We start from the raw sequence: 25,550 nt of genomic DNA on the forward strand, positions 1-25,550 counted from the left end.
AATGTCGAATTCTAAACAGGCGGTGCCAGAAACGCTGCCTCTATTGCGTGATCGTATTGATTCGATTGATTCGCAAATACAGCTGTTGATTAACGAGCGTGCAACTTGTGCACAAAAGGTTGCTGAAGTGAAGTTGGCTGAGCAAGGTGGTGAAGTAGTTGTCTTTTACCGCCCTGAACGCGAGGCTCAAGTTTTGCGTAGAGTTATGGAGCGTAATGAAGGGCCTTTAGGGAATGAAGAGATGGCGAAGATTTTTCGTCAAGTCATGTCCTCTTGTCTTGCGCTTGAAAAGCCAATGCGCATTGCATTTTTGGGGCCAGAAGGCACCTTTACGCAGCAGGCCGCTTTAAAGCATTTTGGCAAATCCATTATTAGTGCGCCGATGGCGGCCATTGATGAAGTGTTCCGTGAAGTTGAATCTGGTGCTGCAAATTATGGTGTCGTGCCTGTTGAGAATTCAACGGAAGGTGTTGTTAATCATACTTTGGACAGCTTTCGCGATTCACGCTTAAAAATATGCGGTGAAGTCGAAGAGCGTATTCATCATCATCTTTTAGTTAGCCCAAATATTAGCTCTGAAGATGTCACGCACATTTATTCTCATCAACAGTCTTTGGCCCAATGTCGTGCGTGGTTAGATCGTTATTGGCCCCACGCAGAACGTGTTGCTGTAAGTTCTAATGCCGAAGCGGCACGCCTTGCAGCAGACGCCGGTAGAAGCGGTCGGGCTATTGCTGCAATCGCTGGTGAAGTAGCTTGTGAGTTGTATGGTTTATCAAAGGTGTCGGCGAATATTGAAGACCGTCCAGATAATACAACGCGCTTTTTGATTGTTGGCAATCAAGATGTGCCTCCGAGTGGTAAAGACAAAACATCGCTGCTTATTAGTGCTAAAAATGAACCCGGTGCTTTATATCGATTACTTGAGGCTTTTGAGCGTCACGGTGTTGATATGACGCGATTAGAGACTCGTCCTTCATTAATGAGTCGTTGGGGTTATATATTTTACATTGATTTTGTCGGTCATCATTTGGATAAAAAATGTTGTGCCGTGATTGATGAGCTTCGTGAGCGAGCATCCGAAGTGAAGGTGTTGGGTTCTTATCCTGTGGCTGTGCTTTAGTAAATCTATAAGAGTGTTGTGCTTTGACTGGTGAAAGTGGTTTTCAGGCGTCTGTTGATGTGGCGCCGCAAGAAAAAAAGAAATTTGGCAATGTCATGATTATTGGTCTTGGCATGATCGGCGGGTCTTTTGCTAAAGCGCTAAAAGAGCGAGGTTTGGCAACACTTTATGGTGTTGACCGTCGAGAAGGGGAGTTGACGTTAGGTGTTTCTACTGGCGTCATTGATCATCCTGCCGAGTTGTCTGCAGAGTTTGTATCTAAAATGGATATCATTATTCTTGCCACGCCAGTGAGAGCGATGGAGTCGGTTTTATCTGAAATTAAGCCTTTTTTATCAAAAAATATTCTGGTTACTGATGTAGGGTCGACGAAAGGAAGTGTGGTTGATGCGGTTCGTCGAGTCTTCTCGGAAGTGCCTCCTAATTTTATCCCTAGTCATCCTATTGCTGGTGCAGAGAAAAGCGGTGTATTGGCATCTAATTCTTTGTTGTTCGAAAAGCATATGGCCATTGTAACGCCTCTTCCAGACAGTAATCCTGTTTTGTTAGATCGTCTCCATCGTCTTTGGCGTGCAGTAGGGGCGGACGTTGTCAGTATGGATGTCGAGCATCACGATCATGTGTTGGCTTCATCTAGCCATTTGCCGCATTTACTTGCTTATACTTTAGTTGATGCGCTTGCTAATGGTGAGCGTAGTCAGGATGTATTTAAATTTGCGGCTGGTGGCTTTCGTGATTTCACGAGGATCGCGTCGAGTGATCCCGTTATGTGGCGAGATGTTTTTATGGCTAATAAAGACGCCACGTTGGCTACGTTGGATCATTTCACCGATCGCCTTGCTGATATGCGTACTGCTATAGCGCAAGGTGACGGTGCAAGCATGTTTGGTGTTTTTACTCGGGCAAAGTCTGCGCGAGATCATTTTCTTCGTTTGTTAGAGCAGCGTACAATTGGCTCAGTAAAAGAAGTTTGTCCGGTATCTATTTCTGTGTTGCCTGCTTCTTCTATTAAAGGAGATATTTCTTTGTTGGGTGACAAATCTTTGTCACATAAAGCCATTACTATAGCCGCATTGTCGGCAGGTATGAGTGAAATAAAGAATGTTGATCTGACTGGCGATGTGCGTATCACCATGCAGGCTTTTCGTGATATGGGCGTGGTTATCGAAGAAGTTACGGCGGATCATCTACGAGTTCATGGTGTTGGTCTTCGTGGTTTGAAAGCCCCGATTGCCCCAATTAATGTTCATCAATCAAGAGATAGCTTGTATTTATTGCTTCCCATCTTGGCGGGTCAGTCGTTTTCTGCATCTGTTGTGGCAGAAGGAAAATTACTCAATCGCTCGATGGACGATTTGTTTTCGCTGGTGCGTAAAATGGGTGGGGAAGTTGTGTCTGAAGTGGCTGATTGCTTACCTGTGGATCTGTCTCCAGGCGTGCCGTTGAATGTTTCTGTTGATTTGACTAGTGGTTCTGAGCGGCTTAGGATGGCGGCTTTTTTGGCAGCGTTGTATTCGCCTGTTGAAGGCTGTGTCACGCCATTTTTGTCAGGTGTATGTCATGATGAGGTTTTGCTGAGGCATTTTGGCGTGACTATATTGGATCACGGTGTCGGCTTTAAAGTGGTAGCGGCGCCTCTAATTGGTACGGACATTGTATTGTCGGGTGATGAGTATGAAGTGGCTTGGTTGGTTGTGTTGGCAAGCTTGTTACCAGGTTCTGAGCTATCAATAAAAAACGCGGGGCTAGACTCTGCCATGTTTGCGTTTTTGTCATTTTTTCAGTCGATTGGTGCTGATATTTCAATGCCTCCGCAAGATGAGTTTGGCCTTTACGAAGGTGTACTTCATGCTGGTTTTTCGGAGTTAAAAGCATTTTCTTTGACATCGCAGCAGAGTTATCAGTTTAGAGATGAGTTGCCTTTGTTGTGTGTGGTGGCGGCTTACTTAGTAGGTGAAAGTCGCATGCAGGGCGTTGGCTCTTTGCCGTATCATTATGAAGATAGGGTGTTGGCTTTAGTGGATGCATTAAGGCAAATGAAAATAGTCTGTCATTATTTAAACGGCGAATTAGTGATTGAGGGTGGTCTGCCACAAGGTGGTGAGCTTGATTGTGCTGGTGATGATAGGTTGGCACTTGCCATGCTTGCATTAGGTGCGCGCAGTCAGTCAGTGACTAAAATCAATGACTGTCAAAAATTATTAGAAGAATTTAATGAGTTAGAGAGTGTTGCTATGCAATTAGGTTTTCATTGTTTAGTGGCGCAATAGTTTTTTAAGAGGAATAGTTATGATCAACCAAGGCCCGGTTATTACGATTGATGGTCCAAGTGGTGCCGGTAAAGGTACTGTAAGTCAATTGATCGCAGAAAAGCTGGGGTGGCACATACTGGATAGTGGTGCTTTATATCGACTGCTTGCTCTTGCTGTTTCACATCATGGAATGTCGGCGGACGATGTAGAGACTCTCAAAGTTTTGGCGGAGCATCTGGATATACAATTTGAACCTTCGGAAGAAGGTAAAATTGAAATTATTCTAGAGGGCGAGACGGTGACTCAGGCTATTCGAACAGAAGAGGTTGGGAACTGCGCGTCTAAATTAGCGGCCATACCTGAAGTTCGCGAAGGTTTGTTACTTCGTCAGCGGGCTTTTTCACAGGCGCCTGGTTTGGTGGCTGATGGGCGAGATATGGGGACGGTGGTTTTTCCTTCGGCACAAATTAAAATATTTTTAACAGCGTCTGCTGAAGAGCGAGCGCAAAGGCGTTTGCAGCAATTGCAGCAAAAAGGTGAAGCTGTTAATCTTAAGGAACTTGTTAAGTCGATTAAAGAGCGAGATGAGCGAGATGCGAATAGAGCCATTGCTCCTCTTGTGCCTGCAGCGGGCGCTTTAGTCATCGATAGTACAGATTTGACCATAGAGCAGGTTGTCGAGATGATTTTTGCTGAAACAGCGAAGGCAGGTCTTGTATAATCTGTTCTTTCTCGCGTCTAAAATGTGCTAGAATAGATCAAATGTTATTCAAGTCGACAAAGGGCCAGCAGGCTTTTGTCGCATCATCCAAAAAAACTGACCCACGTTTGCTGGCAATGTGGATTAAGGTTTAGCCTAGCTAAACCGATCATATGGGAAATACAATGACTCAAAGCTTCGCAGAACTGTTTGAAGAAAGCCTGTTAACCGTCGAAATGGCGCCAGGCTCAATTGTTACTGGTATTGTTGTTGATATCGACAGCGAATGGGTAACTGTTCATGCAGGTCTTAAATCTGAAGGCGTAATTCCTCGTTCTCAGTTTCTAACGGAAAGTGGTGAGTTCAGCTTAAACATCGGTGACGAAGTTAAAGTTGCACTTGAAGCTGTTGAAGATGGTTTCGGTGAGACTAAATTGTCTCGTGAAAAAGCGAAACGTGCAGAGACTTGGTCTGTGCTTGAAAAAGCTTACGAAGAAAACGCCATTGTTCACGGTGTTATTAACGGTAAAGTCAAAGGTGGCTTCACAGTTGATATCGCTAACATCCGTGCCTTCTTACCTGGTTCTTTGGTAGATGTTCGTCCAATCCGCGATACGTCTCATCTGGAAGGTGTTGATCTAGAGTTCAAACTTATTAAGCTTGATCAAAAACGTAACAACGTTGTTGTATCTCGTCGTGCCGTTATGGAAGCGACTAACAGCGCTGAACGCGAAACATTGCTTGCTTCTCTTGAAGAAGGCCAAGAAGTTAAAGGTATCGTTAAGAACCTTACAGACTACGGTGCTTTCGTTGATCTTGGTGGCGTTGATGGTCTTCTACATATCACTGATATGGCTTGGAAGCGCATTAAACACCCAAGTGAAATCATTGCTGTTGGCGATGAAATCGACGTTAAAGTTCTTAAGTTCGACCGCGAGCGTAACCGCGTGTCTCTAGGTCTTAAGCAGCTTGGCGAAGATCCATGGGTAGCTATCAAAGCTCGTTACCCAGAGAACACGAAAGTAACGGCTAAAGTTACTAACTTGACTGACTACGGTTGCTTCGCTGAACTTGAAGAAGGCGTCGAAGGTCTAGTACACGTTTCTGAAATGGATTGGACTAACAAAAACATTCACCCATCTAAAGTTGTTCAGATTGGTGATGAAGTTGAAGTTATGGTTCTTGACATTGACGAAGAACGTCGTCGTATTTCTTTGGGTATCAAGCAGTGCACCATGAACCCATGGGAAGAGTTTGCTACTTCTTTCAATAAAGGCGACAAAATCTCTGGCGCAATCAAGTCTATCACTGACTTTGGTGTGTTCATTGGTCTTGACGGCGGCATTGATGGTCTTGTTCATCTATCTGACCTATCTTGGGACGAAACTGGTGAAGATGCAGTTCGTCAATACAAGAAAGGCGATATGCTAGAAACAGTAGTATTGTCTATCGATGCTGAGCGCGAGCGTATTTCTTTGGGTGTTAAACAACTTGAAGAAGATCCGTTCCTTGCTTTCGTAGCAGAAAATGACAAAGGCACTATCGTTAACGGTACTGTCTCTGAAGTTGATGCGAAAGGTGCTGTTGTTGTTCTTGCTGAAGGCGTTGAAGCTACTTTGAAAGTATCTGAAATTAGCCGTGAGCGCGTTGAAGATGCAACAACTGTATTGAAAGAAGGCGATAAAGTAGAAGCTGCGATCATTAATGTTGATCGTAAAGCTCGTACTATTACTCTTTCTATCAAGCAAAAAAATGCAACTGAAGAAAAAGCAGCGATGAAGTCTCACACTGAGAAGCAACAAGTTGAGGCTAATGGCCCTACAACTATTGGTGATTTGATCAAAGCGCAACTAGAAAACCAAAACTAAGTTTTGATTTTTAGGTGTTATTAAAAAGCGGGCCTAGGCCCGCTTTTTTTTATTAAATTCTTTTGAATTTATTGACAAGAAAACTATACACATAACATGTGGATAACCATGGGTATAGACCCGGTGTATGTTTTTTTAACGTAAAGATTCTAAGAGTTTCTTAGTGTCTGTTTCATCCCAACTTTCTTTTTCTAGTAGTTCTTTTAGTGCTTCGCTTTTTTGAGCATTATCAAGATTTTTTTGGAATTTGGCGTAATGGAAGTCTTTTATCAGACGTTCGTCGTATTCTGAGCGATAAAGTGATGCTTTCTCTGTGCTCACCGTTTCTCTTTGATCCATTGCCTCTATTTTTTTGTAGGTCTTTAAGAACTGTTTTTTATTCATATCTTGTCCCTATCATTCGTATTCTATTCGAAGAATTTCAAAATGATCACTTCTTGCACACCATTTTATATTGACGTCCCAAAGTTTGATTCCATGCTCTCTATCCACCTGATTAGATAAATAAGCGGGTCTTGGATCTTGCTCGATTATTTGTTTTATTAAAGAGGTTATTTCTCTGTTGTGCAAACTTTGATAATGCTCGCATTGATTTTTGGCTTGTTCTGAAAACTGTACTGGTTTGGTTTGTGTCGGTTTTGGGGCGAAACCGCCACGGGCGTCGGTAATGCTATCTGCGTATGGTAAATAGGGTTTTATGTCTAGAACAGGTGTTCCATCTAGTAAATCTGCACCGTATAGATCAATGAAAATTCTTTTCCCTTCTTGGTAAATGCGCCCTATTTTTACAACAGAGAGCCCTATTGGGTTAGGCCTGTGTGTTGCTCGTGTTGCAAAAACACCTAGCTTTTCTTTTCCGCCGAGGCGCGGAGGGCGTATTTTTGCTTTCCAGTTTTCCTTAATGCAGGCATGGAAAATAAACTGAATCCAAATGTGTGAAAAGTCATCGAGTCCTTCTAGTGTGTCTAATCGATTATAAGGAGGGAGGAGTTCTAATCGAGCGGTAGCTCTGTCTATTAGCCCCGGCTGTTTTGGAATGCCGAATTTTTCTTTGTAGCAAGAATGTATTATGCCGATTGTTGATAAAGAAAATGAGTTTGATGGCAACACAGGATGGTCCTTTTCGCGAAAAACGGCACTAAATGAATAAAAATATTGTGATAGTATACTGTCTTGTCAAATCAGATCACGATCTATTTTGTGGTCTATTGTTTGTTCTTCTTACTTTTGTTAGAGATTAAAAATGTCTTTAGAATCTTATATGAATCAAATTGGTCAGCAGGCGCGGGCGGCTTCTCGTCTACTTGCTAAAGCGTCCACCCAGCAAAAAAACATGGCGTTGTTTGCTATGGCAAAGGCTTTGGAAGATGCACGACCTCGATTGATAGAAGAGAATCAAAAAGACATGGATAACGGTCGAGCAAAAGGTCTTGATGCAGCGTTACTGGATCGATTGTTATTAGATGATGCTCGAATTGATGGCATGATCGAAGGGTTGAAGCAGGTGGCCTCTTTACCGGATCCTATCGGAGAAATATCCGGTATGGTCTTCTTACCGTCTGGCATTCAGCGTGGGCAAATGCGCGTTCCTCTTGGTGTTATTGGGATTATTTATGAGTCTCGTCCTAACGTTACTATTGATGCGGCGAGCTTATGTTTAAAGTCCGGTAATGCAACTATTTTACGTGGTGGCTCTGAAGCTTTTTATTCAAATCAAGCCATTGCTGAGGCGGTAACAAAGGGTGTTGTTTTATCGGGTTTGCCGGAGCATGCAGTACAAGTGCTTAATACGACTGACAGAGATGCGGTAGGCAAATTGATTACCATGCCGGAATTTGTTGATGTAGTAGTGCCTCGTGGTGGTAAAGGGTTAATTGAGCGGATCAGTAAAGATGCTCGCGTGCCAGTGATTAAGCATTTGGATGGCAATTGTCATGTTTATATTGACGATGAAGCAGATTTGCAAAAAGCGTTTTTGATCGCGATGAATGCTAAAACACGTCGTTATGGCGTGTGCAATGCGATGGAATCTCTGCTTATTCATTCTGCCGTTGCAGAGAGTATTTTGCCTAAGTTGGTTGCAGCCTTCCAAGAAAAAGGGGTTGCGTTGGTCGGGTGTGATTCAGCTCGTGGCATTAGCGCTCTAATAGGTGCAGCGACAGAAGAAGATTGGTACACAGAATATTTAGCGCCGAAACTATCGATTAAAATTGTTGTCGATATGGAAGAGGCCATTGCTCATATTAACCAGTATGGTTCACATCATACCGATGCCATTGTGTCGCAGAACTACTCAAAAACACGCGCGTTTATGACGGAGGTCGACTCATCATCTGTCATGGTGAATGCTTCAACGTCATTTGCAGATGGTTTTGAATATGGCTTTGGCGCTGAAATCGGCATTTCGACGGATAAAATTCATGCCCGTGGCCCCGTTGGGTTGTTAGGTTTAACGAGCCAGAAGTACATAGTGCTTGGCGACGGCCATACTCGTGACAATTAAAATAGATAGAACTACTGGAAAGTCCGGTGTTGCTATCATGGGTGGGACATTTGATCCTATTCATAATGGTCATCTGCGAACAGCGGTAGAGGTATTGGATCGCTATCAGTATTCTGAGTTGAGGTTGATTCCTTGCTTTCAACCTGTACATAAAGGTCGGCCGAGCGTTTCACCTCGGCAACGCTTAGAAATGGCGAAATTGGCTATATCGGGTGATTCTCGGTTAAGAGTGGATTCTCGTGAAATGGATCGAGAGGGGCCGAGCTATAGTGTGGACACATTGCGAGATATTCGTTCAGAGATTGGTCCTAATGAATCACTTATTATGGTGTTAGGGATGGACAGTTTCTTGTCCCTCCCAACATGGCAGAATTGGCAGGAATTGATTCAGTATTCGCATCTTCTTGTGGTTTCTCGACCTGGTTGGGAGCCTGATTTAATTTCTGAATTAAGCGCTTTTTGCGAAAACTATCGTGCCGCATCGTCGCATGAGTTACAATGCGCGCCCTCAGGGCGTGTCTGGTTCGAAACGCTTACTCCTTTGGGGATATCTTCTAGCATGATTAGAGCGCTGGCTCGTAAGAACGAATCGATTGCGTATCTATTGCCAGAGCCAGTCCAAAAATACATAGAACAACATCAATTATATCGATAGGGTAACGTAATTATATGAGTCAACTTAACCTCACAGCAGATCAAATTTTGGCTTTTGCTGTTGAAGCATTGGAAGATGTGAAGGGTGATAAGATCACAGTGTTGAATGTGGGTAGTCATACCGACATGATGGACTTCATGGTGATCTGTACCGGTACATCAAAACGTCATGTTAACGCTTTGGGCCAGAATGTATTTGAACATTTAAAAACGCAAGGGCTTCAACCATTAGGTTTTGAAGGTCGTGGCATGGGAAGTGATTGGGTATTGGTTGATTTACACGATGTTGTGGTTCATGTAATGACTGAGGAAGCTCGAGCGTTTTATGACCTTGAAAAATTGTGGGATATTAAGCCAGAACAGATGTAAGGCTCTTTTAGATGCGTGTTCGTTTGATTGCTGTTGGTAATAAAATGCCAAAATGGGTTGCTGAAGGCTATGATGAGTACTCTAAACGTCTCCCAAAAGACTTTGCATTAGAGCTTGTTGAAATTCCAATGTCGCCGCGCGGAAAAAATACCGATATACCAAAAGCTATTCGTAAAGAAGGGGATGCTATGCTTGAGGTCATTCCTTCTGGAGATAAGGTCATAGCAATGGAAGTTCTTGGTAAAGAATGGTCCACAGAGCAATTGTCAGATCAAGCCGAACAGTGGCGAATGGATGGTTACAACGTGAGCTTACTTGTGGGTGGGCCAGATGGTCTTGATCCTAGATGTACAGCTCGGGCAGATCAAGTTTGGTCATTGTCACGTCTGACGTTACCGCACCCAATGGTGAGAGTTATATTAGCGGAGCAAATTTATCGTGCTTGGACGCTAATGAATAATCACCCATATCATAGATAAGGTGCGGTTGGTGAGTCGTCGACATCAAAACTTCCGTAATTATCGTCAAGAGCAGAAGCTAACCCAGCGTCGCGTGTTAGCTTCTGCTGTTTTAGTCTTATTGTTAGCGGTCGTGCTAATAGCTCGTTTATTCTACCTTCAAGTGATTGAGCATCAGCTGTATCAAACTAAAGCCGATGATAACCGAGTTATGTTGGTTACAGAACCGCCCCCAAGAGGTTTGATTTATGACCGTAATGGTGTTGTATTGGCGGATAATCGACCAATACACAGTTTGACGGTGATACCTGAGCGAGTCACTAATTTCCCAAGACTAAAACAAATGCTTTCAGGCATTATCGACATTAACGATAGTGAGTGGGAAGACTTTGATGATCGACTTAAAGAATACCGCCGACCGTATCAATCTCTTACTTTAAAGTCTCAATTAACCGATGAAGAGTGGGCTAGAATCTCTGTTGATTTGTATAAGCTTGACGGTGTTCAGGTGGAAGCACAATTAACGCGTTATTATCCATTTGGAGAAGCGTTTGCGCATGCCATTGGATATGTTGGTCGAATAACTTCAAAAGATTTAGAGCGAGTTGATAGGCAGGCTTATCAAGGGGCTTTATTTATCGGAAAAACAGGAGTGGAGGGGTTCTACGAAAAAACACTGTTCGGCGAAGCAGGTTTGAGTAAGGTAGAGGTTAATGCTCGCGGTAGGATTATGTCCGAGCTGGAAAGGCAAAACCCCACGCCAGGAAAAGATTTATATTTGTATTTAGACGCTAGGCTGCAACAGTACGCCTACGACCTTCTTGGCGACTATACTGGTTCTGTGGTGGCCATTGATCCGACAACTGGAGGGGTACTAGCGCTTGTTTCCAAGCCTGGCTATGACCCTAATTTATTTGTTCGTGGTATTTCTGTAAAAAATTACGCACTCCTTCGTCAATCTAAAAAACTCCCACTTTTCAATCGTGCTTTACGTGGTGGTTATCCCCCCGCATCTACTATTAAGCCTTTTATGGCACTGGCTGGTCTTGAGTATGGCTTTGCGTCATGGACTGAGCGCTACTTCGCTAAAGGGTATTATCAAATTAACCCAGATGGTCGTCGGTATCGGGATTGGAAGCGTACTGGACATGGTTGGATTAATTTAGAGCGGTCTATTATTGAGTCCGTAGACACCTATTATTATCAGTTAGCAAACAAAATGGGGATTACCCCTATTCATAATTTTTTGACACGGTTTGGTTTTGGACAAAGTAACTTATTAGATCTGTATGGTGAAAGTAACGGCTTATTACCGTCGAGCGAGTGGAAAAAAGCCAAGTATAGAGAGCCTTGGTATTCTGGTGACTCTGTGAATGTCGGTATCGGACAGGGTTTTATGGTGGCAACACCATTGCAAATGGCTTCTGCGACGTCGGCATTGGCCAGTAAAGGACATTATTTTTACCCTCGTATGACACGGCTGATAGGCGGTCAACCTGCGGAATTTGAAAATGGGCTTGGTGATGAACATGATATTGTTCTGAAAGATCAGCGGAACTGGGACAGAATGACTGATGCTATGAGAAAAGTAATCACGGACTCTCAGGGCACAGCGAGGCGTTTGCAAGGGACGGAGTATGATATTGCAGGTAAAACAGGAACTGGACAAGTGTTTAGCTTACAAGAAGATGAAGAGTATGACTCTGAAAAGCTTGAGAAGCGGCTGCATGATCATGCATTATTTATTGGTTTTGCTCCAGCTAAAACTCCTAAGATTGCGGTATTCGCTATTTTTGAAAATGGTGGTAGTAGCTCTAAACCGGCCGATTTAACAGGGCAGCTGTTTAACGCTTATTTGCATGATGATTACCCTGAGCGTTATGACTATTTAAAAGGTAATAAGAATGACTGATAGCTTTTATCGTAGAGCCGTGTCTTTTACCAATGCGCGTTTGTGGAAGTTGGTTCATATAGATGTGTTGCTGATGGGGTCTTTGTTGCTCCTGATAGGAGGCGGTCTTTTTATTTTATATTCTGCGTCTGGACAGAATGTCGCAATGGTTGAGAGGCAGGCGCTTCGGCTGGCGATTGGTTTATTGGTGTGTTTGGTTTTAGCGCAGTTGCCGCCCAAATATATGCGACGCGCCTCCCCTGCGTTATTTATTTTCATTACAGTTCTCCTTATTGGGGTGTTGTTATTTGGTGTTGGGGCGAAAGGGGCGCAGCGTTGGTTGGCGTTGCCTGGAGGTTTACGTTTTCAGCCTTCGGAGATTATGAAAATAGTGATGCCAATGATGATTGCTTGGTATTTTTCTGATAGGCAGCTTCCTCCGAATTTAAAGCATATATTGACGGTGCTGAGTTTGATTATTTTGCCTGTGCTGATTATTGCTAAGCAGCCTGACTTAGGGACAGCTTTGTTGGTGGCGGTTTCTGGGATTTTTGTTCTATTCCTTGCAGGACTTAGGTGGCGCTATATTTTGGGTGCTGCGGCGTTGGCACCTATCGCGGGTTATGCGTTATGGCAATTTATGCATGATTACCAACGCCAACGCGTATTAACTTTTTTGAATCCAGAAAGCGATCCGTTGGGGGCTGGTTGGAATATTATACAATCTAAAACAGCGATCGGATCTGGCGGCCTTTACGGCAAAGGCTGGTTAGAAGGAACTCAGGCTCAGTTAGACTTTCTGCCAGAAAGCCATACTGACTTTATTATCGCGGTGCTTGCAGAAGAGTTCGGTATGTTGGGCTGTAGTGTCTTAATTTTAGCCTATTTGCTTGTTATTACTCGAGGTTTGTATATTTCGGCAACGGCAGCAGACAACTACGCGCGATTGCTCGCAGGGAGTTTAACGCTTACCTTTTTTGTGTACATGTTTGTAAATATTGGCATGGTGTCAGGCATTCTACCTGTCGTTGGGGTACCCTTACCACTTGTTAGTTACGGTGGTACTTCCATTATAACCATCATGGCAACCTTCGGTATTTTAATGTCAATACAAACACATAAAAAGGCAAGGTGATGATTAAGCAAGCTACATTATTTTTCTTAGTGCTTGGTCTAGCTGCGTGTAGCGGTATAGATCAACCCTCATTGTCTGCAGATTCAGGGGTAAGTGATGCCCTTCTTGAAGATATGCCCAAAGAGTGGGCTGATTCTTACGCTGGTAATCTCGAGGTTCAGCTTTTTATTGACCGCCTCGTTCAAGAGCATAACTATGATAGAAAGCGCTTAGAATTGGCTTTTTCACATATCAAAGTTCGCCCGAAAGTGATTGAAAAATCCGATAACCAACCGGAAGTAATAACACCTTATTACGAGTATAAAACTCGGTTTGTGAATGAAGAAAGGGCCAAACTTGGTCGGCAGTTTGCAAAGCGTAATGCTGAATGGTTACATAAAGCCGAGCTAGAGTTTGGTGTTGAATCTAGAGTGATTGTAGCATTGATAGGTGTTGAGACGTATTACGGACGTATTACAGGCTCTAAGGACGTTTTTACGTCTTTGACTACATTGGCATTTGATTACCCTCGACGCAAAGACTATTTTCAAAGTGAATTAGAGGCGTATTTGTTGCTTGCCCGCAAAGAAGGTTGGAACATTGGTGAAACAAAAGGATCATACAGCGGCGCGATGGGTATGGTGCAATTTATGCCTAGTAACTATCAGAAACTGGCAATAGATTATGATAATAGTGGTCATATCGATTTATGGGGTTCTGATGCTGATGCCATTGGTAGTGTGGCAAATTATTTAAGGCATCATGGTTGGAAAGCTGGCGAACCTTGGTTTGTCATGGCGCACGTTGAAGATCGTGATAAGGTGGCTGATGACATTAATCGAGGACGAAAGCCTAATGTTGATATGACGGTTTGGTCGTCGTTAGGTGTACTACCTACTCAGCCTTTTTTACTTCAGAAAACAGGCTTGATTGGTTTGCGAACAGGGCCAGAAACAATATCTTATTGGTTAGCGTATGAGAATTTTTTCACTATTATGGATTACAACCCAAGTAGGCGCTATGCCATGTCCGTGTTAGAACTGGCTGAGAGTATAGGAAGCTATGAGAATAACTAACATGCTATTTGTTGCCAGTATTAGTTTACTGGTGCTGAATGGGTGTATGAGTACGCGTCATGTGTTGGGACAAAGCGATGCAGACTATGAAAAAGCTTCTGCGGGTGGACGTTATTCCATATTACAAGATCATGCTCCAACAGGCGATATTAAAGTTGACCACCTTCCTGATCTGATACCGAGTTGGGAGCAGAAGAGTCGTGGTGGCAATAAGAGCCCCTATGAAGTTTGGGGTAAAAAATATTGGGTAATGGATTCCGCTCAAGGTTATGTTGCAGAGGGTACAGCATCTTGGTATGGGAAAAAATTCCATGGTCATAAAACCTCAAATGGGGAAACATATGACATGTACAATTTTTCTGCGGCACATAAGTCCTTACCATTACCGACTTATCTTAAGGTGACGAACTTGGATAATCAGCGTTCTGTTATTGTCAGAGTGAACGATCGGGGGCCTTTCCACGGAGATCGGTTGATTGATCTTTCTTATGCGGCGGCGGCTCGGTTGGATTATCATAAAAAAGGTTTGGCTCGGGTTAGAGTTGAGGCTATTACGCCTACTCAGGGGAGGGCTTATAGCCCTGAAAAAAGTGTATCAAAAACACCTATTCTCCCTCTAGAAGCCCTGCCTGATAAGGCGTTAGATATCCCACCAAGTGAGGTTTCTAACGAATCTTCGGAGTTGGTTTTTTCCCATCTTCAGTTGGGCGCCTTTAGTGCAGAGGAATCTGCGGACCGACTGAGAAAACGTCTTTTTGAGGCGTTCGATACGAGTGTAAACGTGTTGATAAATAAGCAGGACGATGGCCTGTACAAGGTTTTGGTTGGGCCTTTCGATGACGCTAGTAAGTTAGTCGAATGGCAGCAAAAATTGCAGCAAGAAGGTTTTGGTAACCCTGTTAGGGTTGCTTTGATACCTTAAGAGCGCTTTGTTTGGGCTAGAGATTAATAGAGTGCTCTAGTATCATTTATTCACATTTTTTAAGAAGACGATTTTTTTGAGTATGAAAAAACTCCTGGTTACTTTATCCCTTGTATTTTGTTTTGTCAGCGGTTCTGTATTTTCCGCTCCTTCATTAATCCCAACACCTCCACAATTGTCTGCGAGCAGCTACATTTTGATGGATGCTTATACGGGTGATATCCTAGTCGAGCATAATGCGGATGAAGCTTTGCCTCCAGCGAGTTTAACCAAATTGATGACTGCTTATATCATTGAATATGAGCTGGCTCGCGGAAACTTATCACTAGAAGATAAGGTTAATATAAGTGAAAAAGCATGGAGGATGGAAGGCTCACGTATGTTTATACGTGAGGGAACCCAAGTTCAGTTAGAAGATTTAATGCGCGGTATTATTATTCAGTCTGGGAATGACGCGAGTGTTGCTGCTGCTGAGCATATAGCGGGCAGTGAATCTGCTTTTGCAGATTTGATGAATCAGCATGCACAGCTTCTTGGGATGGAGAATACACACTTTGTTAACGCGACCGGATTTCCTGCTGAAGATCACTATTCAAGTGCTCACGATATAGCGAAGTTATCACGTGCGACTATTTTGCAGTTCCCAGAAAATTTCTCTATGTATTCTGAGAAAGACTTTACTTACAACAATATCCGACAGCCAAATCGTAATAAATTGTTATGGCGTGATAAAACAGTTGATGGTCTGAAAACTGGTCATACTGATGCTGCTGGTTTCTGTTTGGCAGCCACAGCGGTACGAAACGGTACTCGCTTGATTACTGTTGTAATGGGGACTAATTCTGATGCGGCTCGTGCAGTAGAGTCTCAAAAACTGCTGGATTATGGTTTTAGATACTATGAAACGCGAAAATTATACAGTCGTGGTCAGGTGGTAAATAATGCTCGTGTTTGGGGGGGCAGCCAATCTAGCGTAAAAGTTGGGTTTGCTGATGATGTGCTTGTTACAATGCCTCGTCAACAAGGAGCCTCCATTCCAGCGACGCTAGACATGCAACAAGAAATTACAGCGCCAATAGCGGTAGGTGATGTGTTGGGTAAAATTGTTGTTGGTTTAGAAGGTAATGTTCTATTAGAGCGTTCAGTTGTTGCATTAGAGGCGGTGGAAGAGGGTGGTTTCTTCAAACGCATGTTTGATAGCATTAAGCTCTTTTTTATGAATTTGTTTTAAGCTTTAATGGGCTCATGGTGAATTATGGCGCTAATTACGAAAGACGGTGATCAGGCTGAAAAAGCAGTAGATGCACCTAAAATACAGTTTCCTTGTGAAAATTACGTTATAAAAGTGGTGTCTCTTGATGTGGACGATATTCATACGGAAATAACGCAATGTATGCTTGTTCATGCACCTGAAATGGACACTAACGCAGAGGGTGTTAACCGCTCTAGTAAAGGCCGATTTGTCAGCTATAGCTTTCGTATTGTAGCCCATAGCGAAACACAGCTGTCTGCTTTGCATCGTGACTTGATGTCCATTCAAGCTGTTAAGATGGTCATGTAGATGAGTCTTGATTTAATATGCCGTGATTTAGGTGTGGCAGACTACGCCGATACATGGGAACGGATGAAAGACTTTACTCAGTCTCGTTCAAGGGATGATGCGGATGAAATCTGGTTATTAGAACATCCGCCTTTGTTTACGCAAGGGCAAGCCGGTAAGCTGGAGCACCTTTTGGCCCCGGGTGATATTCCTGTGATTCAGGTCGACCGTGGCGGTCAGGTCACGTATCATGGGCCTGGTCAATTGGTTGCCTATGTTCTTATTGATCTAAAGCGTCTTGGAATAGGTGTTCGTGATCTGGTTAATGTGTTAGAAAACGCTATAGTTCATACTTTGAAGGCGAATTTAATAGCGGCTTATGCAAAGCCAGATGCGCCAGGTGTTTATGTGGATGAACAAAAAATCGCGTCACTAGGATTACGTGTTCGCAGAGGTTGTTCATTTCATGGCCTTGCCTTAAATGTTGATATGGATCTCACCCCATTTAATCGTATTAACCCATGTGGCTATCAAGGTTTACAAATGGTTGATATGAAACGTCTGAACAAAAACATAAATGTATCGAATATTAAGGTTCAGTTAGCGAATCAGCTGGCTGAACAACTCGGATATACCTATCCGGCTATCCAACAAGGGTGGAAATAGAATGACTGCAGAACGCAAACGCGTTGTCCAAGGGGAAAAGCTACGTGGTGCCGATAAAATGGCGCGTATCCCCGTTAAAATTGTTCCTACAGAAGAAATTCCTCGTAAGCCTGATTGGCTCCGAGTTCGTATGCCGGCTTCTCCCGAAATTGCTCGTATTAAGGCTACTTTACGAGAGCATAAATTAGCGTCTGTGTGCGAAGAAGCTAATTGTCCAAATTTAGGTGAATGTTTCAGTAATGGAACCGCTACTTTTATGATTATGGGGGAAATTTGCACCCGCCGCTGTCCTTTCTGTGATGTTGCTCACGGTCGCCCGAATCCTCTAAAAGTAGATGAGCCAAAAGAGTTAGCTGCGGCGATTCGTGATATGAAACTTAAATATGTGGTCATTACCTCGGTAGATCGTGATGATCTTCGTGATGGTGGTGCGCAGCATTTTGTTGAATGTATCAGAGAGACGCGTGCTGAAAGCCCAAATATTGAGATTGAAACACTCGTTCCAGATTTTCGTGGACGAATGGAAGTGGCCATCGATACACTTTCGATAGCCCCCCCTGATGTGTTTAACCATAACTTAGAGTCGATTCCACGTTTATACCGTCAAGTACGACCGGGTTCAGACTATCAGTGGTCATTAGATTTATTGAAAAACTTTAAAGACCGTTGTCCTGACGTACCAACCAAATCTGGTTTGATGGTAGGAATGGGTGAAACCTTTGAAGAGATTGTTGAAGTACTGAAAGATTTGAGAGCTCATAATGTTGACATGCTGACGATTGGACAATATTTACAACCGTCGAAGCATCATTTTCCAATGGCGCGTTTTGTTCCGCCAGAAGAATTTGCGCGTTATGAAAAAGTGGCAAAAGATTTAGGTTTCAAACGTGCAGCATGCGGGCCGTTGGTCCGTTCGTCTTACCATGCGGATAAGCAAGCGCATGGCGAGCACGTTTCTTAATTTTTTTCGATTGCTAGAATAAAGCGGTGTTAAGATGTTTCTTAGCCCCGCTTTTTTTATGCGAACTGAACCTGAAAATGTGTCTGTGTTTATTATTGAGTATCTCTATTGAAAAGATGCTCATCTATCGTTATTTAGATTTTTGGAGATGATATGAAGCCTTGGTCAATCAAAGATTCAATGGAACTTTATAATGTAAGTCATTGGAGTAGTGGCTTTTTTTCAATCAATGATAAGGGACGAGTCATTGCGTTACCTGATAGGGAAAACAGCATTGATTTGACAGAACTTTCTGTTGCACTAAAAGAGCAGGGTATTCCTTATCCGTGTCTTGTTCGATTTCCTAATATTCTTCATTCTCGGATTGAAAAAATCACCAACTCTTTTCAGCAGGCAATAGAACATTACGATTACAAAGCAAAATACGCCATTGTGTACCCTATTAAGGTCAATCAGCAGCGCCGAGTTGTGGAAGAAATCGCCGCTTGCCAGCCGGATAATGCTTCAACCGTTGGTCTTGAAGCCGGCAGCAAGCCTGAACTGATGGCAGTGTTGGCTATGCATAAAAATGCGGATGGCATCATAGTTTGTAATGGTTATAAAGACCGCGAGTTTATCCATCTGGCTCTGATGGCTGAAAAAATGGGCCATCAAGTGTTTATCGTCGTAGAAAAGATGCATGAACTTGACTGGATTTTAGAAGAAGCCCAAAAAATTGGGGTTCAACCCCGTATTGGTATCCGAATTCGATTGGCGTCTACTTGCACGACGCATTGGGGAAATAGTGGTGGTGAAAAATCTAAATTTGGTTTGACAACTTCTCAATTGCTACGAGCTATTGATCGTTTGCGCGAATTAGGATTGTTGCATTGCCTTGAGTTAATTCATTTTCACCTTGGATCGCAAATTACTCGTATTCGAGATATTCAAAACAGTTTGAAAGAATGTGCTCGCTACTACGCTGAGCTCCATCAAATGGGTGTTGAGGTTAAGTGGGTCGATGTTGGCGGTGGTTTGGGTGTCGATTACGAAGGTACTCGTTGTCAAAATGATTTTTCAGCAAACTACAGTATTGGCGAATATGCCAATAATGTTGTGTTTGCTTTTCATAACGTATGTGAGCAATACGAGCTTCCCCATCCTCATTTGATCTCCGAATCTGGCCGCGCAGTGACCGCTCATCATGCCATGATGATTGCAGATGTTTTCTCCCATGGTGCAGAACATTTACCGATTGAAGAACCTGCTGAAGACAGTGGGCTTGAACTCCAGCGACTATGGACGTCTTATCAAAGTTTGAAAGGCCAAGATGATGAAGAAAGTCGTTCTTTAGTAGAGATTTATCATGATCTGTTGGACGATTTTAACGATAGTTTGGCCTTGTATAATCATGGGCAGCTTAATCTTTCTCAACGGGCGCAAGCTGAGAACCTTTTTCTATCAGCGTGTCGCAATTTACTGCCTCGATTAGACAATCGCAATAGAGGGCACCGTGCTGTCATTGATGAACTTAATGAACGCTTGGCTGAGAAGTTGTTTGTTAACTTGTCTGTGTTTCAATCAATGCCAGATGCATGGGGAATCGATCAGTTGTTTCCAGTATTACCATTGCAAGGGTTGGAGCAAGCGCCTTCGTTCAGAGGTAAAATTCAGGATGTTACCTGTGATTCTGATGGTTGTCTTTATAGCTATGTAGATGGTCAAGGCATTGAGTCATCTTTGCCTTTACCGCCACCCCCAGCAGAGGGCGAAGACTATTTAATGGGCTTCTTTTTAGTTGGTGCTTATCAAGAAACCTTAGGTGATTTGCATAATTTATTTGGTGATACCTGTTCTGTCGATGTGTATTTAACCGAAGACGGTTTCAAAATTGATCACGTACTGAAAGGTGACAGCGTTCAGGATGTACTTAAATCCGTTAGTTATAATGAGCATGAATTGATGAAACGTTATCAAGATAAAGTAGCATCAAGTCCGCTGAGTCAAAATGAGCAAGTGGCACTCCTTGCCACCTATAAAAAAGTACTTGAAGGCACAACGTATCTGACTCAAGTATAAACTGACCGTTTAGCTTACGAAAAAGCATCGTTTTTGGAGGTAGAAATATGAGTAACGTAAAAGTGGCCTGCATTCAAATGGCGGTCAGTGATGACTTTCAAGCAAATTTAGACAATGCAGTTGCACAAGTAAGAGAAGCCGCTGCACATCATGCGAATATCATTCTGTTGCAAGAATTATTTATGGGGCCCTATTTTTGTATTGATCAAAAACCCGCTTATTTTGATTGGGCTCAGCCTGTTAATGATTGCTTGGCTATTCAAACCATGAGTAAACTTGCCAAAGAGCTGGGTGTGGTTTTGCCTATTAGTTTTTTTGAGCGTGATGGAAACGTCTTTTACAACTCCTTGGTGATGATTGATGCCAATGGTGACGTGATGGATTTGTATCGTAAAACGCATATTCCTGATGGCCCAGGCTATCAAGAAAAATATTATTTCACCCCTGGAAATACTGGCATAAAAGTGTGGGATACCCAGTTTGGACGTATTGGTTGTGGGATTTGTTGGGACCAGTGGTTTCCAGAATTAGCTCGTGAATTGGCTTTAAAGGGCGCTGAATTGATTTTTTATCCTACAGCGATTGGTTCCGAACCTCCATATCCTGAATTGGACTCGAAAGATCATTGGCAAAGAACCATGCAGGGACACGCTGCGGCCAATATGGTGCCAGTTATTGCTTCAAACCGTGTTGGTAGGGAAGAGGGTGATGATAGTTTTATTCAGTTCTATGGTTCGTCTTTCATGACGGATGAAATGGGAGCTATGAAATGCGTTGCTGGGCGAGATGAAAGTACTATTTTATATTCAGAATATGATTTAGAGGCCATACGTAAAGCACGTCGATCCTTTGGTTTGTTTCGTGACCGCCGACCAGACCAATATCAAGCAATCACTTCGGGTGCGGGTATTACTTGGGAAAAGTAGGAAAAAGATAAAAAGGTGCCCGCATCATGCGGGCACAAAGCTATCCATATCCTTATTGATTTAGGGGAGGAATCTCAATAAGGAAGATCTATTTACACTTGGCTTTTCGAAGCCTAAATAGAGTATATAAATTGTGTAATGCGTTTATCTGACGGCACTGTAAATCATAATAGCTACTTTGTATTACAAGGCTCTATATAAATAGTGTCCTCGTCAGTATAGATCTGTCCAAGAGGTAGATACTAACTATAGCCTGAGATTTAAAATAAGCGCGGATAAAATTCTATCTACACGTATCTATAAAAATCTAGCCATTTATTTTAGAGAGCCGATGACCGTATTTAGTTCCCCCAATACACTGCCTTATTTTGCCGTCTTATTGTCTAGTAAGTTGCTACTGAACGACTTGACCTACCGATTAATGGCAGAAAAAACACTCGAATTGGCCAAAGATCAGCCTGGTTATCTTTGTGCTGAATATGGTGCGGGCGAAATGGATTTGCTGATGACCTATTGGGAAAACCGAGAAGCAGCAGAGGCTTGGTTAAACCACGATGTTCATCGAAGAACCTTATCCATTGGTGAAAGTTTTTGGTATGAAGAATACTCATTAAAATTGTTTAAAGTGATCGGGGATGTATCCTTTAAGCGTGAACCTAACCAAGATTTGCATGCTTCACGCTTTCCTCGGATTGTTACGAAGATAGGTGTGTTGAAGATATTAGAGGAAGCACAAGCCCCTCTTTTGTATGATTATATTAATCAAGAAAGGCGTTTCCTTACACCATGGGAACCTTTAAGAAGCGAGGGTTATTATTCCCTTGAAACCTGTCAGTTACGTGTTCGAGAAATGCGTCGAGATTTCTTGGAAGATAAAGGCATCGTGTTCTGTCTCTTGTCCCCTAATGAAGACAAGATGCTCGCCTATAGTAATTACTCCAATATCATTCGAGGTGTTTTTCAGGCTTGTAATCTTGGCTATAGCGTACGAGAGAGTGAGCAGGGCAAAGGCGTGATGCAAGAAGTGTTGAGTGCGGGTTTAGAGTATCTTCATAAAGAGCTTCATATTGATCGGATACAAGCAAGCTATATGCCGAGAAATGCTCGAAGCGCAGCCGTATTGCAAAAATTGGGTTTTGATAAAGAAGGTGTAGCAAGGGATTATTTAAAAATCAACGGACGCTGGGAAGATCATATTTTGACCGCATTAGTATTGCGCTAAAATATTAATTAAAGAGACGTTTTTTCACTTTGATTTTTTGAGTAATAAAACTCGCCCTTTAGTGTGTTGTTGTACTGTAACCGATAAGGCGGTGATGCTTTCTGCGCTTGGATTTAAAATGGCTCTGGGGATTTTGTTTGGAATAATTCTCCCCAAGTCTGGGCAGGCATCAGAATGCTTTTGTTCATTGGATATATAGATAGTGCCATTTAATGGAAGAAAATATTGAGTGGCCATCTTCTGATAATAAAGTGTTTCGGCGTAGTAGGGTGGGTATAGCTCTAAAGAGATATGTTCCGAAACTCCTTTCCAGAGCGGCCAAGTCTTGATTTTGTTTCTTTCTAGTGTCGACTCAACGGTACCAGATGACACTTTTTTTAAAGCATCGTTTTTTGTTGTGTTGGTTGTTGATGGCATGCGTATTAAACACAACTCTACTGTCGGACTCAGTAGTGTGATGCTATTAATGGTTAGAGCTTTTAGCCAGATGCCTTGGTGTTTTTTTAACACCGATTCTTGTTCATTTTTTGGTGTGCTTTGTTGTAAGTACAATTCACCTTTCATGATAAATAGAAAAGTGTCGGCCTGATGGTGGTAAAATCGAGTGGGTGTGGCATTTTGAAAAAGATGCTCATGAGCAACAAAAAGGTCATTTTTTTGATGGATGATCGTGTGCTTACTGGGTTCCCCAAGACTGTAGCTCGTCGGGGCGAGAGTGTTGTGATCCGCTAAGTTCATTATCCAGTACCTTTTTAATAATCCAATGTTATTGAAACACGAGAATAGCGACCTTTCCATGATAATCTTACGCAGAGTGTTGCAGTGTGTTGGGGTGTTTCTTTATAGTTGAGCCCATATGTAGTTTATGAAATCCGTATGTGTCAATAATTTACACATGCAAACGATGTAGAAGGAAAGTTTCCTTGAGTGAGTTGTCAAATTTCGAGTCGAATGAAACCCTTTCATTAAAAGACTATACAGAAAAAGCGTACTTGAATTACTCCATGTACGTTATTCTTGATCGAGCGTTACCGCACATCGGTGACGGATTAAAACCTGTACAGCGTCGCATAATCTATGCGATGAGTGAACTGGGCCTAAAGGCCAGTGCGAAATACAAAAAATCCGCTCGTACCGTTGGTGATGTGCTTGGTAAATTTCACCCTCATGGTGACAGCGCTTGTTATGAAGCGATGGTGTTGATGGCTCAGCCTTTTTCATATCGCTATCCCTTGGTTGATGGTCAAGGTAACTGGGGGGCGCCAGACGATCCAAAATCGTTTGCCGCTATGCGTTATACCGAGTCTCGACTGTCAAAATATGCTGACTTATTATTAAGAGAAGTTAGCCAAGGTACTGTGGATTGGACTCCTAATTTTGATGGTACTTTGCAAGAGCCATCGGTGTTGCCATCGCGTTTACCTAACTTATTACTAAACGGTACGACTGGTATCGCTGTCGGTATGGCGACGGATATTCCACCACATAATTTGCGTGAAATTGGTAGCGCCTGTATTCATCTTCTTAATAATCCAACGGCGGAATTAGACGATCTACTTAATTTTGTCCAGGGCCCTGATTTTCCAACGGGTGGCGAAATTATCACACCAAAAAGTGATATCGTTAGACTTTATGAAACAGGCAAAGGGCAGATTAAAGCCAGAGCCCGTTTTACTGTTGAAGAGGGCGAAATTGTTGTAAATGAACTGCCTCATCAAGTGTCTGGTAGTAAAATATTAGAGCAAATTGCAGCGCAAATGCAGGCAAAGAAATTGCCTATGGTTGTTGATTTACGTGATGAGTCAGATCATGAAAACCCGACTAGATTGGTGATTGTTCCTAAATCTAATCGTGTTGACATTGATTCTGTCATGACGCATCTTTTTGCCTCAACAGATCTTGAAAAATCTTATCGCGTGAACATGAACGTGATTGGTTTGGATGGATTGCCTCAAGTTAAACCGCTAAAGGATTTCTTATCGGAATGGCTACGTTTTCGTATTGACGTAGTGCGCCGCCGCTTACAATTTCGTCTCGATAAAGTACTGAACCGTTTACATATATTAGAAGGTTTATTAATTGCTTTTCTAAATATTGATGAAGTCATCGATATAATTCGAACGGAAGAAAAACCAAAAATTGAGCTAATGGCTCGTTTTGGTTTGACTGATATGCAGGCTGAGTCAATTCTTGAATTGAAACTACGCCATCTTGCTAAACTTGAAGAAATACGCATCAAGGGCGAACAAGACGAGCTGGAAAAAGAGCGCAAGCAACTAGAAGGTCTATTGTCTTCTGATCGCAAGCTAAAAAAACTTATTACTGATGAAATTCAAGAAGCCATCGATGACTTTGGCGATGACAGACGAACGCCAATTGTTGCTCGTAAGGAGTCTCAAGCGTTCACAGAAGAAGACTTGATGTCTAATGACCCTATTACGGTGGTTATTTCAAAACAAGGCTGGATTCGCGCTGCGAAAGGCCATGATATTGACGTTCATGGCTTGAGCTATAAATCTGGTGATGAATTTTTAATCAGTACCAAAGGGCGTTCAAATCAAACGCTTGCTCTACTTGCTTCCAATGGCCGAACTTATTCGATTAAAGCGCACTCACTGCCTTCTGCTCGCGGACAAGGTGAACCTATTACTGGGAGGATCTCGTTAGAGAAAGACGCCACTATTGTTTCAATGATCATAGACAACGAAGACGCTCACTATTTGATTGCCAGTGATGCCGGCTACGGATTTGTTGCTCAACTGAAAGAGTTGTATGCAAAAAACAAAGCGGGTAAGGCGACTTTGAGTTTGCCAAAAGGTGCGCAAGTCATGGCGCCAGTGTTTGTCCAGAGCCCTGAGAAAGGTCGAGTTGTAGCGATATCGAATGAAGGGCGTATGCTCGCATTTGATGTGGCTTCTTTGCCGCAAATGGCGAAAGGTAAAGGCAATAAAATGATCAGTATACCCACGACACGTGCCGCTGATCGAGAAGAGCTAGTCGTTGCCATTGCGTGTGTTCAGCCTAATGATCTTTTGACTGCTTATGCCGGTAAGCGCTTTATGTCTTTTGCGGAAAAAGATCTAGAAGAATACCTTGGAGAGCGTGGTCGTAGAGGCTTAAAGCTTCCGCGAGGCTTCCAGCGAATAGATGGGCTTGAAGTGAAAGTCGGTGAGGGTAAATTGGCTAAAGTCGATGAGCCGCCTAAACAAGATTTATTTTAATAATGGATAAATTGGCATTGAGGTCA

23 protein-coding genes are annotated in these 25,550 nt (G+C 42.8%); 20 read left to right on the forward strand and 3 right to left on the reverse strand.

The annotated features are described in order from the left end of the window. Window position 1 precedes the first annotated feature (1 nt). The 4 genes from pheA to rpsA all read left to right on the forward strand — a co-directional run bounded on the left by pheA (window position 2) and on the right by rpsA (window position 5,943). The gene (gene pheA / locus MP3633_RS06510; RefSeq protein ID WP_176334942.1) at window positions 2-1,123 is read left to right on the forward strand and encodes a prephenate dehydratase; all 1,122 of its coding nucleotides are present in this window, start codon (window positions 2-4) and stop codon (window positions 1,121-1,123) included. A gap of 23 nt (window positions 1,124-1,146) precedes the next feature. Further along, complete coding sequence (locus MP3633_RS06515; protein WP_244959886.1) at window positions 1,147-3,393, forward strand: bifunctional prephenate dehydrogenase/3-phosphoshikimate 1-carboxyvinyltransferase; 2,247 nt, start codon at window positions 1,147-1,149, stop codon at window positions 3,391-3,393. Window positions 3,394-3,412: 19 nt separating this feature from the next. Then, the gene (cmk, locus tag MP3633_RS06520) at window positions 3,413-4,096 is read left to right on the forward strand and encodes a (d)CMP kinase (RefSeq protein ID WP_112139747.1); all 684 of its coding nucleotides are present in this window, start codon (window positions 3,413-3,415) and stop codon (window positions 4,094-4,096) included. Window positions 4,097-4,260: 164 nt separating this feature from the next. Next, the gene (rpsA, locus tag MP3633_RS06525; protein WP_112139746.1) at window positions 4,261-5,943 is read left to right on the forward strand and encodes a 30S ribosomal protein S1; all 1,683 of its coding nucleotides are present in this window, start codon (window positions 4,261-4,263) and stop codon (window positions 5,941-5,943) included. A gap of 135 nt (window positions 5,944-6,078) precedes the next feature. Here the strand turns inward: rpsA and MP3633_RS06530 are convergent, their stop codons facing one another. Beyond that, complete coding sequence (locus MP3633_RS06530) at window positions 6,079-6,327, reverse strand: hypothetical protein (RefSeq protein WP_112139744.1); 249 nt, start codon at window positions 6,325-6,327, stop codon at window positions 6,079-6,081. A gap of 12 nt (window positions 6,328-6,339) precedes the next feature. Beyond that, a complete protein-coding gene (gene tsaA, locus MP3633_RS06535; RefSeq protein WP_112139742.1) occupies window positions 6,340-7,053 on the reverse strand; it encodes a tRNA (N6-threonylcarbamoyladenosine(37)-N6)-methyltransferase TrmO in 714 nt (237 codons plus the stop codon). A gap of 133 nt (window positions 7,054-7,186) precedes the next feature. Between tsaA and MP3633_RS06540 the strand changes: the two genes are divergently transcribed. The 15 genes from MP3633_RS06540 (at window position 7,187) to MP3633_RS06610 (ending at window position 22,303) form a co-directional block, all read left to right on the forward strand. After that, window positions 7,187-8,446: a glutamate-5-semialdehyde dehydrogenase gene (locus tag MP3633_RS06540; RefSeq protein WP_112139740.1), complete on the forward strand. Its 1,260-nt coding sequence runs from the start codon at window positions 7,187-7,189 to the stop codon at window positions 8,444-8,446. Continuing rightward, window positions 8,436-9,101, forward strand: a complete 666-nt coding sequence (gene nadD / locus MP3633_RS06545; protein ID WP_244959888.1) for a nicotinate-nucleotide adenylyltransferase — start codon at window positions 8,436-8,438, stop codon at window positions 9,099-9,101. The genes MP3633_RS06540 and nadD overlap by 11 nt, the downstream gene beginning before the upstream one ends. Window positions 9,102-9,115: 14 nt before the next feature. Further along, window positions 9,116-9,469, forward strand: coding sequence for a ribosome silencing factor (rsfS, locus tag MP3633_RS06550; protein ID WP_112139738.1), 354 nt, complete (start codon window positions 9,116-9,118; stop codon window positions 9,467-9,469). An 11-nt stretch (window positions 9,470-9,480) separates the two neighbouring features. Further along, complete coding sequence (gene rlmH / locus MP3633_RS06555; RefSeq protein ID WP_112139737.1) at window positions 9,481-9,948, forward strand: 23S rRNA (pseudouridine(1915)-N(3))-methyltransferase RlmH; 468 nt, start codon at window positions 9,481-9,483, stop codon at window positions 9,946-9,948. 10 nt (window positions 9,949-9,958) lie between these two features. Beyond that, window positions 9,959-11,839 (forward strand): penicillin-binding protein 2, encoded by a 1,881-nt coding sequence (gene mrdA, locus MP3633_RS06560; protein ID WP_176334943.1) that lies wholly within the window; start codon window positions 9,959-9,961, stop codon window positions 11,837-11,839. After that, window positions 11,832-12,953 (forward strand): rod shape-determining protein RodA, encoded by a 1,122-nt coding sequence (gene rodA, locus MP3633_RS06565; RefSeq protein ID WP_176334944.1) that lies wholly within the window; start codon window positions 11,832-11,834, stop codon window positions 12,951-12,953. Before mrdA ends, rodA begins: the two co-directional genes overlap by 8 nt. Then, window positions 12,953-14,008, forward strand: a complete 1,056-nt coding sequence (gene mltB, locus MP3633_RS06570) for a lytic murein transglycosylase B (protein ID WP_176334945.1) — start codon at window positions 12,953-12,955, stop codon at window positions 14,006-14,008. Before rodA ends, mltB begins: the two co-directional genes overlap by 1 nt. After that, a complete protein-coding gene (locus MP3633_RS06575) occupies window positions 13,995-14,930 on the forward strand; it encodes a septal ring lytic transglycosylase RlpA family protein (protein ID WP_176334946.1) in 936 nt (311 codons plus the stop codon). The genes mltB and MP3633_RS06575 overlap by 14 nt, the downstream gene beginning before the upstream one ends. Window positions 14,931-15,012: 82 nt before the next feature. Beyond that, window positions 15,013-16,161, forward strand: a complete 1,149-nt coding sequence (locus MP3633_RS06580) for a D-alanyl-D-alanine carboxypeptidase family protein (protein ID WP_112139729.1) — start codon at window positions 15,013-15,015, stop codon at window positions 16,159-16,161. Between the two features lie 24 nt (window positions 16,162-16,185). Then, window positions 16,186-16,491, forward strand: a complete 306-nt coding sequence (locus tag MP3633_RS06585) for an HP0495 family protein (protein WP_176334947.1) — start codon at window positions 16,186-16,188, stop codon at window positions 16,489-16,491. After that, window positions 16,492-17,136: a lipoyl(octanoyl) transferase LipB gene (gene lipB / locus MP3633_RS06590; RefSeq protein ID WP_176334948.1), complete on the forward strand. Its 645-nt coding sequence runs from the start codon at window positions 16,492-16,494 to the stop codon at window positions 17,134-17,136. Window position 17,137: 1 nt separating this feature from the next. Then, window positions 17,138-18,097: a lipoyl synthase gene (lipA, locus tag MP3633_RS06595; protein ID WP_112139723.1), complete on the forward strand. Its 960-nt coding sequence runs from the start codon at window positions 17,138-17,140 to the stop codon at window positions 18,095-18,097. Window positions 18,098-18,250: 153 nt separating this feature from the next. Beyond that, window positions 18,251-20,155, forward strand: coding sequence for a biosynthetic arginine decarboxylase (gene speA / locus MP3633_RS06600; protein WP_112139721.1), 1,905 nt, complete (start codon window positions 18,251-18,253; stop codon window positions 20,153-20,155). A gap of 47 nt (window positions 20,156-20,202) precedes the next feature. Then, window positions 20,203-21,081 (forward strand): N-carbamoylputrescine amidase, encoded by an 879-nt coding sequence (gene aguB, locus MP3633_RS06605; RefSeq protein ID WP_176334949.1) that lies wholly within the window; start codon window positions 20,203-20,205, stop codon window positions 21,079-21,081. A gap of 331 nt (window positions 21,082-21,412) precedes the next feature. After that, entirely contained in the window at window positions 21,413-22,303 is an 891-nt protein-coding gene (locus tag MP3633_RS06610) for a GNAT family N-acetyltransferase (RefSeq protein WP_176334950.1), read from the forward strand. Window positions 22,304-22,327: 24 nt separating this feature from the next. Here MP3633_RS06610 and MP3633_RS06615 read toward each other — a convergent pair whose 3' ends face one another. Then, window positions 22,328-23,041 carry a hypothetical protein gene (locus MP3633_RS06615; protein WP_176334951.1) on the reverse strand — a complete coding sequence of 238 codons (714 nt, stop codon included), beginning with the start codon at window positions 23,039-23,041 and terminating at the stop codon, window positions 22,328-22,330. Window positions 23,042-23,226: 185 nt separating this feature from the next. Between MP3633_RS06615 and parC the strand changes: the two genes are divergently transcribed. Continuing rightward, window positions 23,227-25,524 (forward strand): DNA topoisomerase IV subunit A, encoded by a 2,298-nt coding sequence (gene parC / locus MP3633_RS06620; protein WP_176334952.1) that lies wholly within the window; start codon window positions 23,227-23,229, stop codon window positions 25,522-25,524. The last annotated feature ends 26 nt before the right edge of the window (window positions 25,525-25,550 follow it).

Source organism: Marinomonas primoryensis, assembly GCF_013372285.1.
Taxonomy (GTDB): domain Bacteria; phylum Pseudomonadota; class Gammaproteobacteria; order Pseudomonadales; family Marinomonadaceae; genus Marinomonas; species Marinomonas primoryensis.

What these genes read in the sequence shown, in the direction of transcription:
- rlmH (WP_112139737.1), top strand. Translation starts at nt 9,481, where the DNA reads ATGCGTGTTCGTTTGATTGCTGTTGGTAATAAAATGCCAAAATGGGTT.
- MP3633_RS06540 (WP_112139740.1), top strand. Translation starts at nt 7,187, where the DNA reads ATGTCTTTAGAATCTTATATGAATCAAATTGGTCAGCAGGCGCGGGCG.
- rsfS (WP_112139738.1), top strand. Translation starts at nt 9,116, where the DNA reads ATGAGTCAACTTAACCTCACAGCAGATCAAATTTTGGCTTTTGCTGTT.
- mltB (WP_176334945.1), top strand. Translation starts at nt 12,953, where the DNA reads ATGATTAAGCAAGCTACATTATTTTTCTTAGTGCTTGGTCTAGCTGCG.
- cmk (WP_112139747.1), top strand. Translation starts at nt 3,413, where the DNA reads ATGATCAACCAAGGCCCGGTTATTACGATTGATGGTCCAAGTGGTGCC.
- lipA (WP_112139723.1), top strand. Translation starts at nt 17,138, where the DNA reads ATGACTGCAGAACGCAAACGCGTTGTCCAAGGGGAAAAGCTACGTGGT.
- MP3633_RS06585 (WP_176334947.1), top strand. Translation starts at nt 16,186, where the DNA reads ATGGCGCTAATTACGAAAGACGGTGATCAGGCTGAAAAAGCAGTAGAT.
- rpsA (WP_112139746.1), top strand. Translation starts at nt 4,261, where the DNA reads ATGACTCAAAGCTTCGCAGAACTGTTTGAAGAAAGCCTGTTAACCGTC.
- rodA (WP_176334944.1), top strand. Translation starts at nt 11,832, where the DNA reads ATGACTGATAGCTTTTATCGTAGAGCCGTGTCTTTTACCAATGCGCGT.
- MP3633_RS06580 (WP_112139729.1), top strand. Translation starts at nt 15,013, where the DNA reads ATGAAAAAACTCCTGGTTACTTTATCCCTTGTATTTTGTTTTGTCAGC.
- lipB (WP_176334948.1), top strand. Translation starts at nt 16,492, where the DNA reads ATGAGTCTTGATTTAATATGCCGTGATTTAGGTGTGGCAGACTACGCC.
- speA (WP_112139721.1), top strand. Translation starts at nt 18,251, where the DNA reads ATGAAGCCTTGGTCAATCAAAGATTCAATGGAACTTTATAATGTAAGT.
- MP3633_RS06575 (WP_176334946.1), top strand. Translation starts at nt 13,995, where the DNA reads ATGAGAATAACTAACATGCTATTTGTTGCCAGTATTAGTTTACTGGTG.
- pheA (WP_176334942.1), top strand. Translation starts at nt 2, where the DNA reads ATGTCGAATTCTAAACAGGCGGTGCCAGAAACGCTGCCTCTATTGCGT.
- aguB (WP_176334949.1), top strand. Translation starts at nt 20,203, where the DNA reads ATGAGTAACGTAAAAGTGGCCTGCATTCAAATGGCGGTCAGTGATGAC.
- MP3633_RS06610 (WP_176334950.1), top strand. Translation starts at nt 21,413, where the DNA reads ATGACCGTATTTAGTTCCCCCAATACACTGCCTTATTTTGCCGTCTTA.
- MP3633_RS06530 (WP_112139744.1), bottom strand. Translation starts at nt 6,327, where the DNA reads ATGAATAAAAAACAGTTCTTAAAGACCTACAAAAAAATAGAGGCAATG.
- MP3633_RS06615 (WP_176334951.1), bottom strand. Translation starts at nt 23,041, where the DNA reads ATGAACTTAGCGGATCACAACACTCTCGCCCCGACGAGCTACAGTCTT.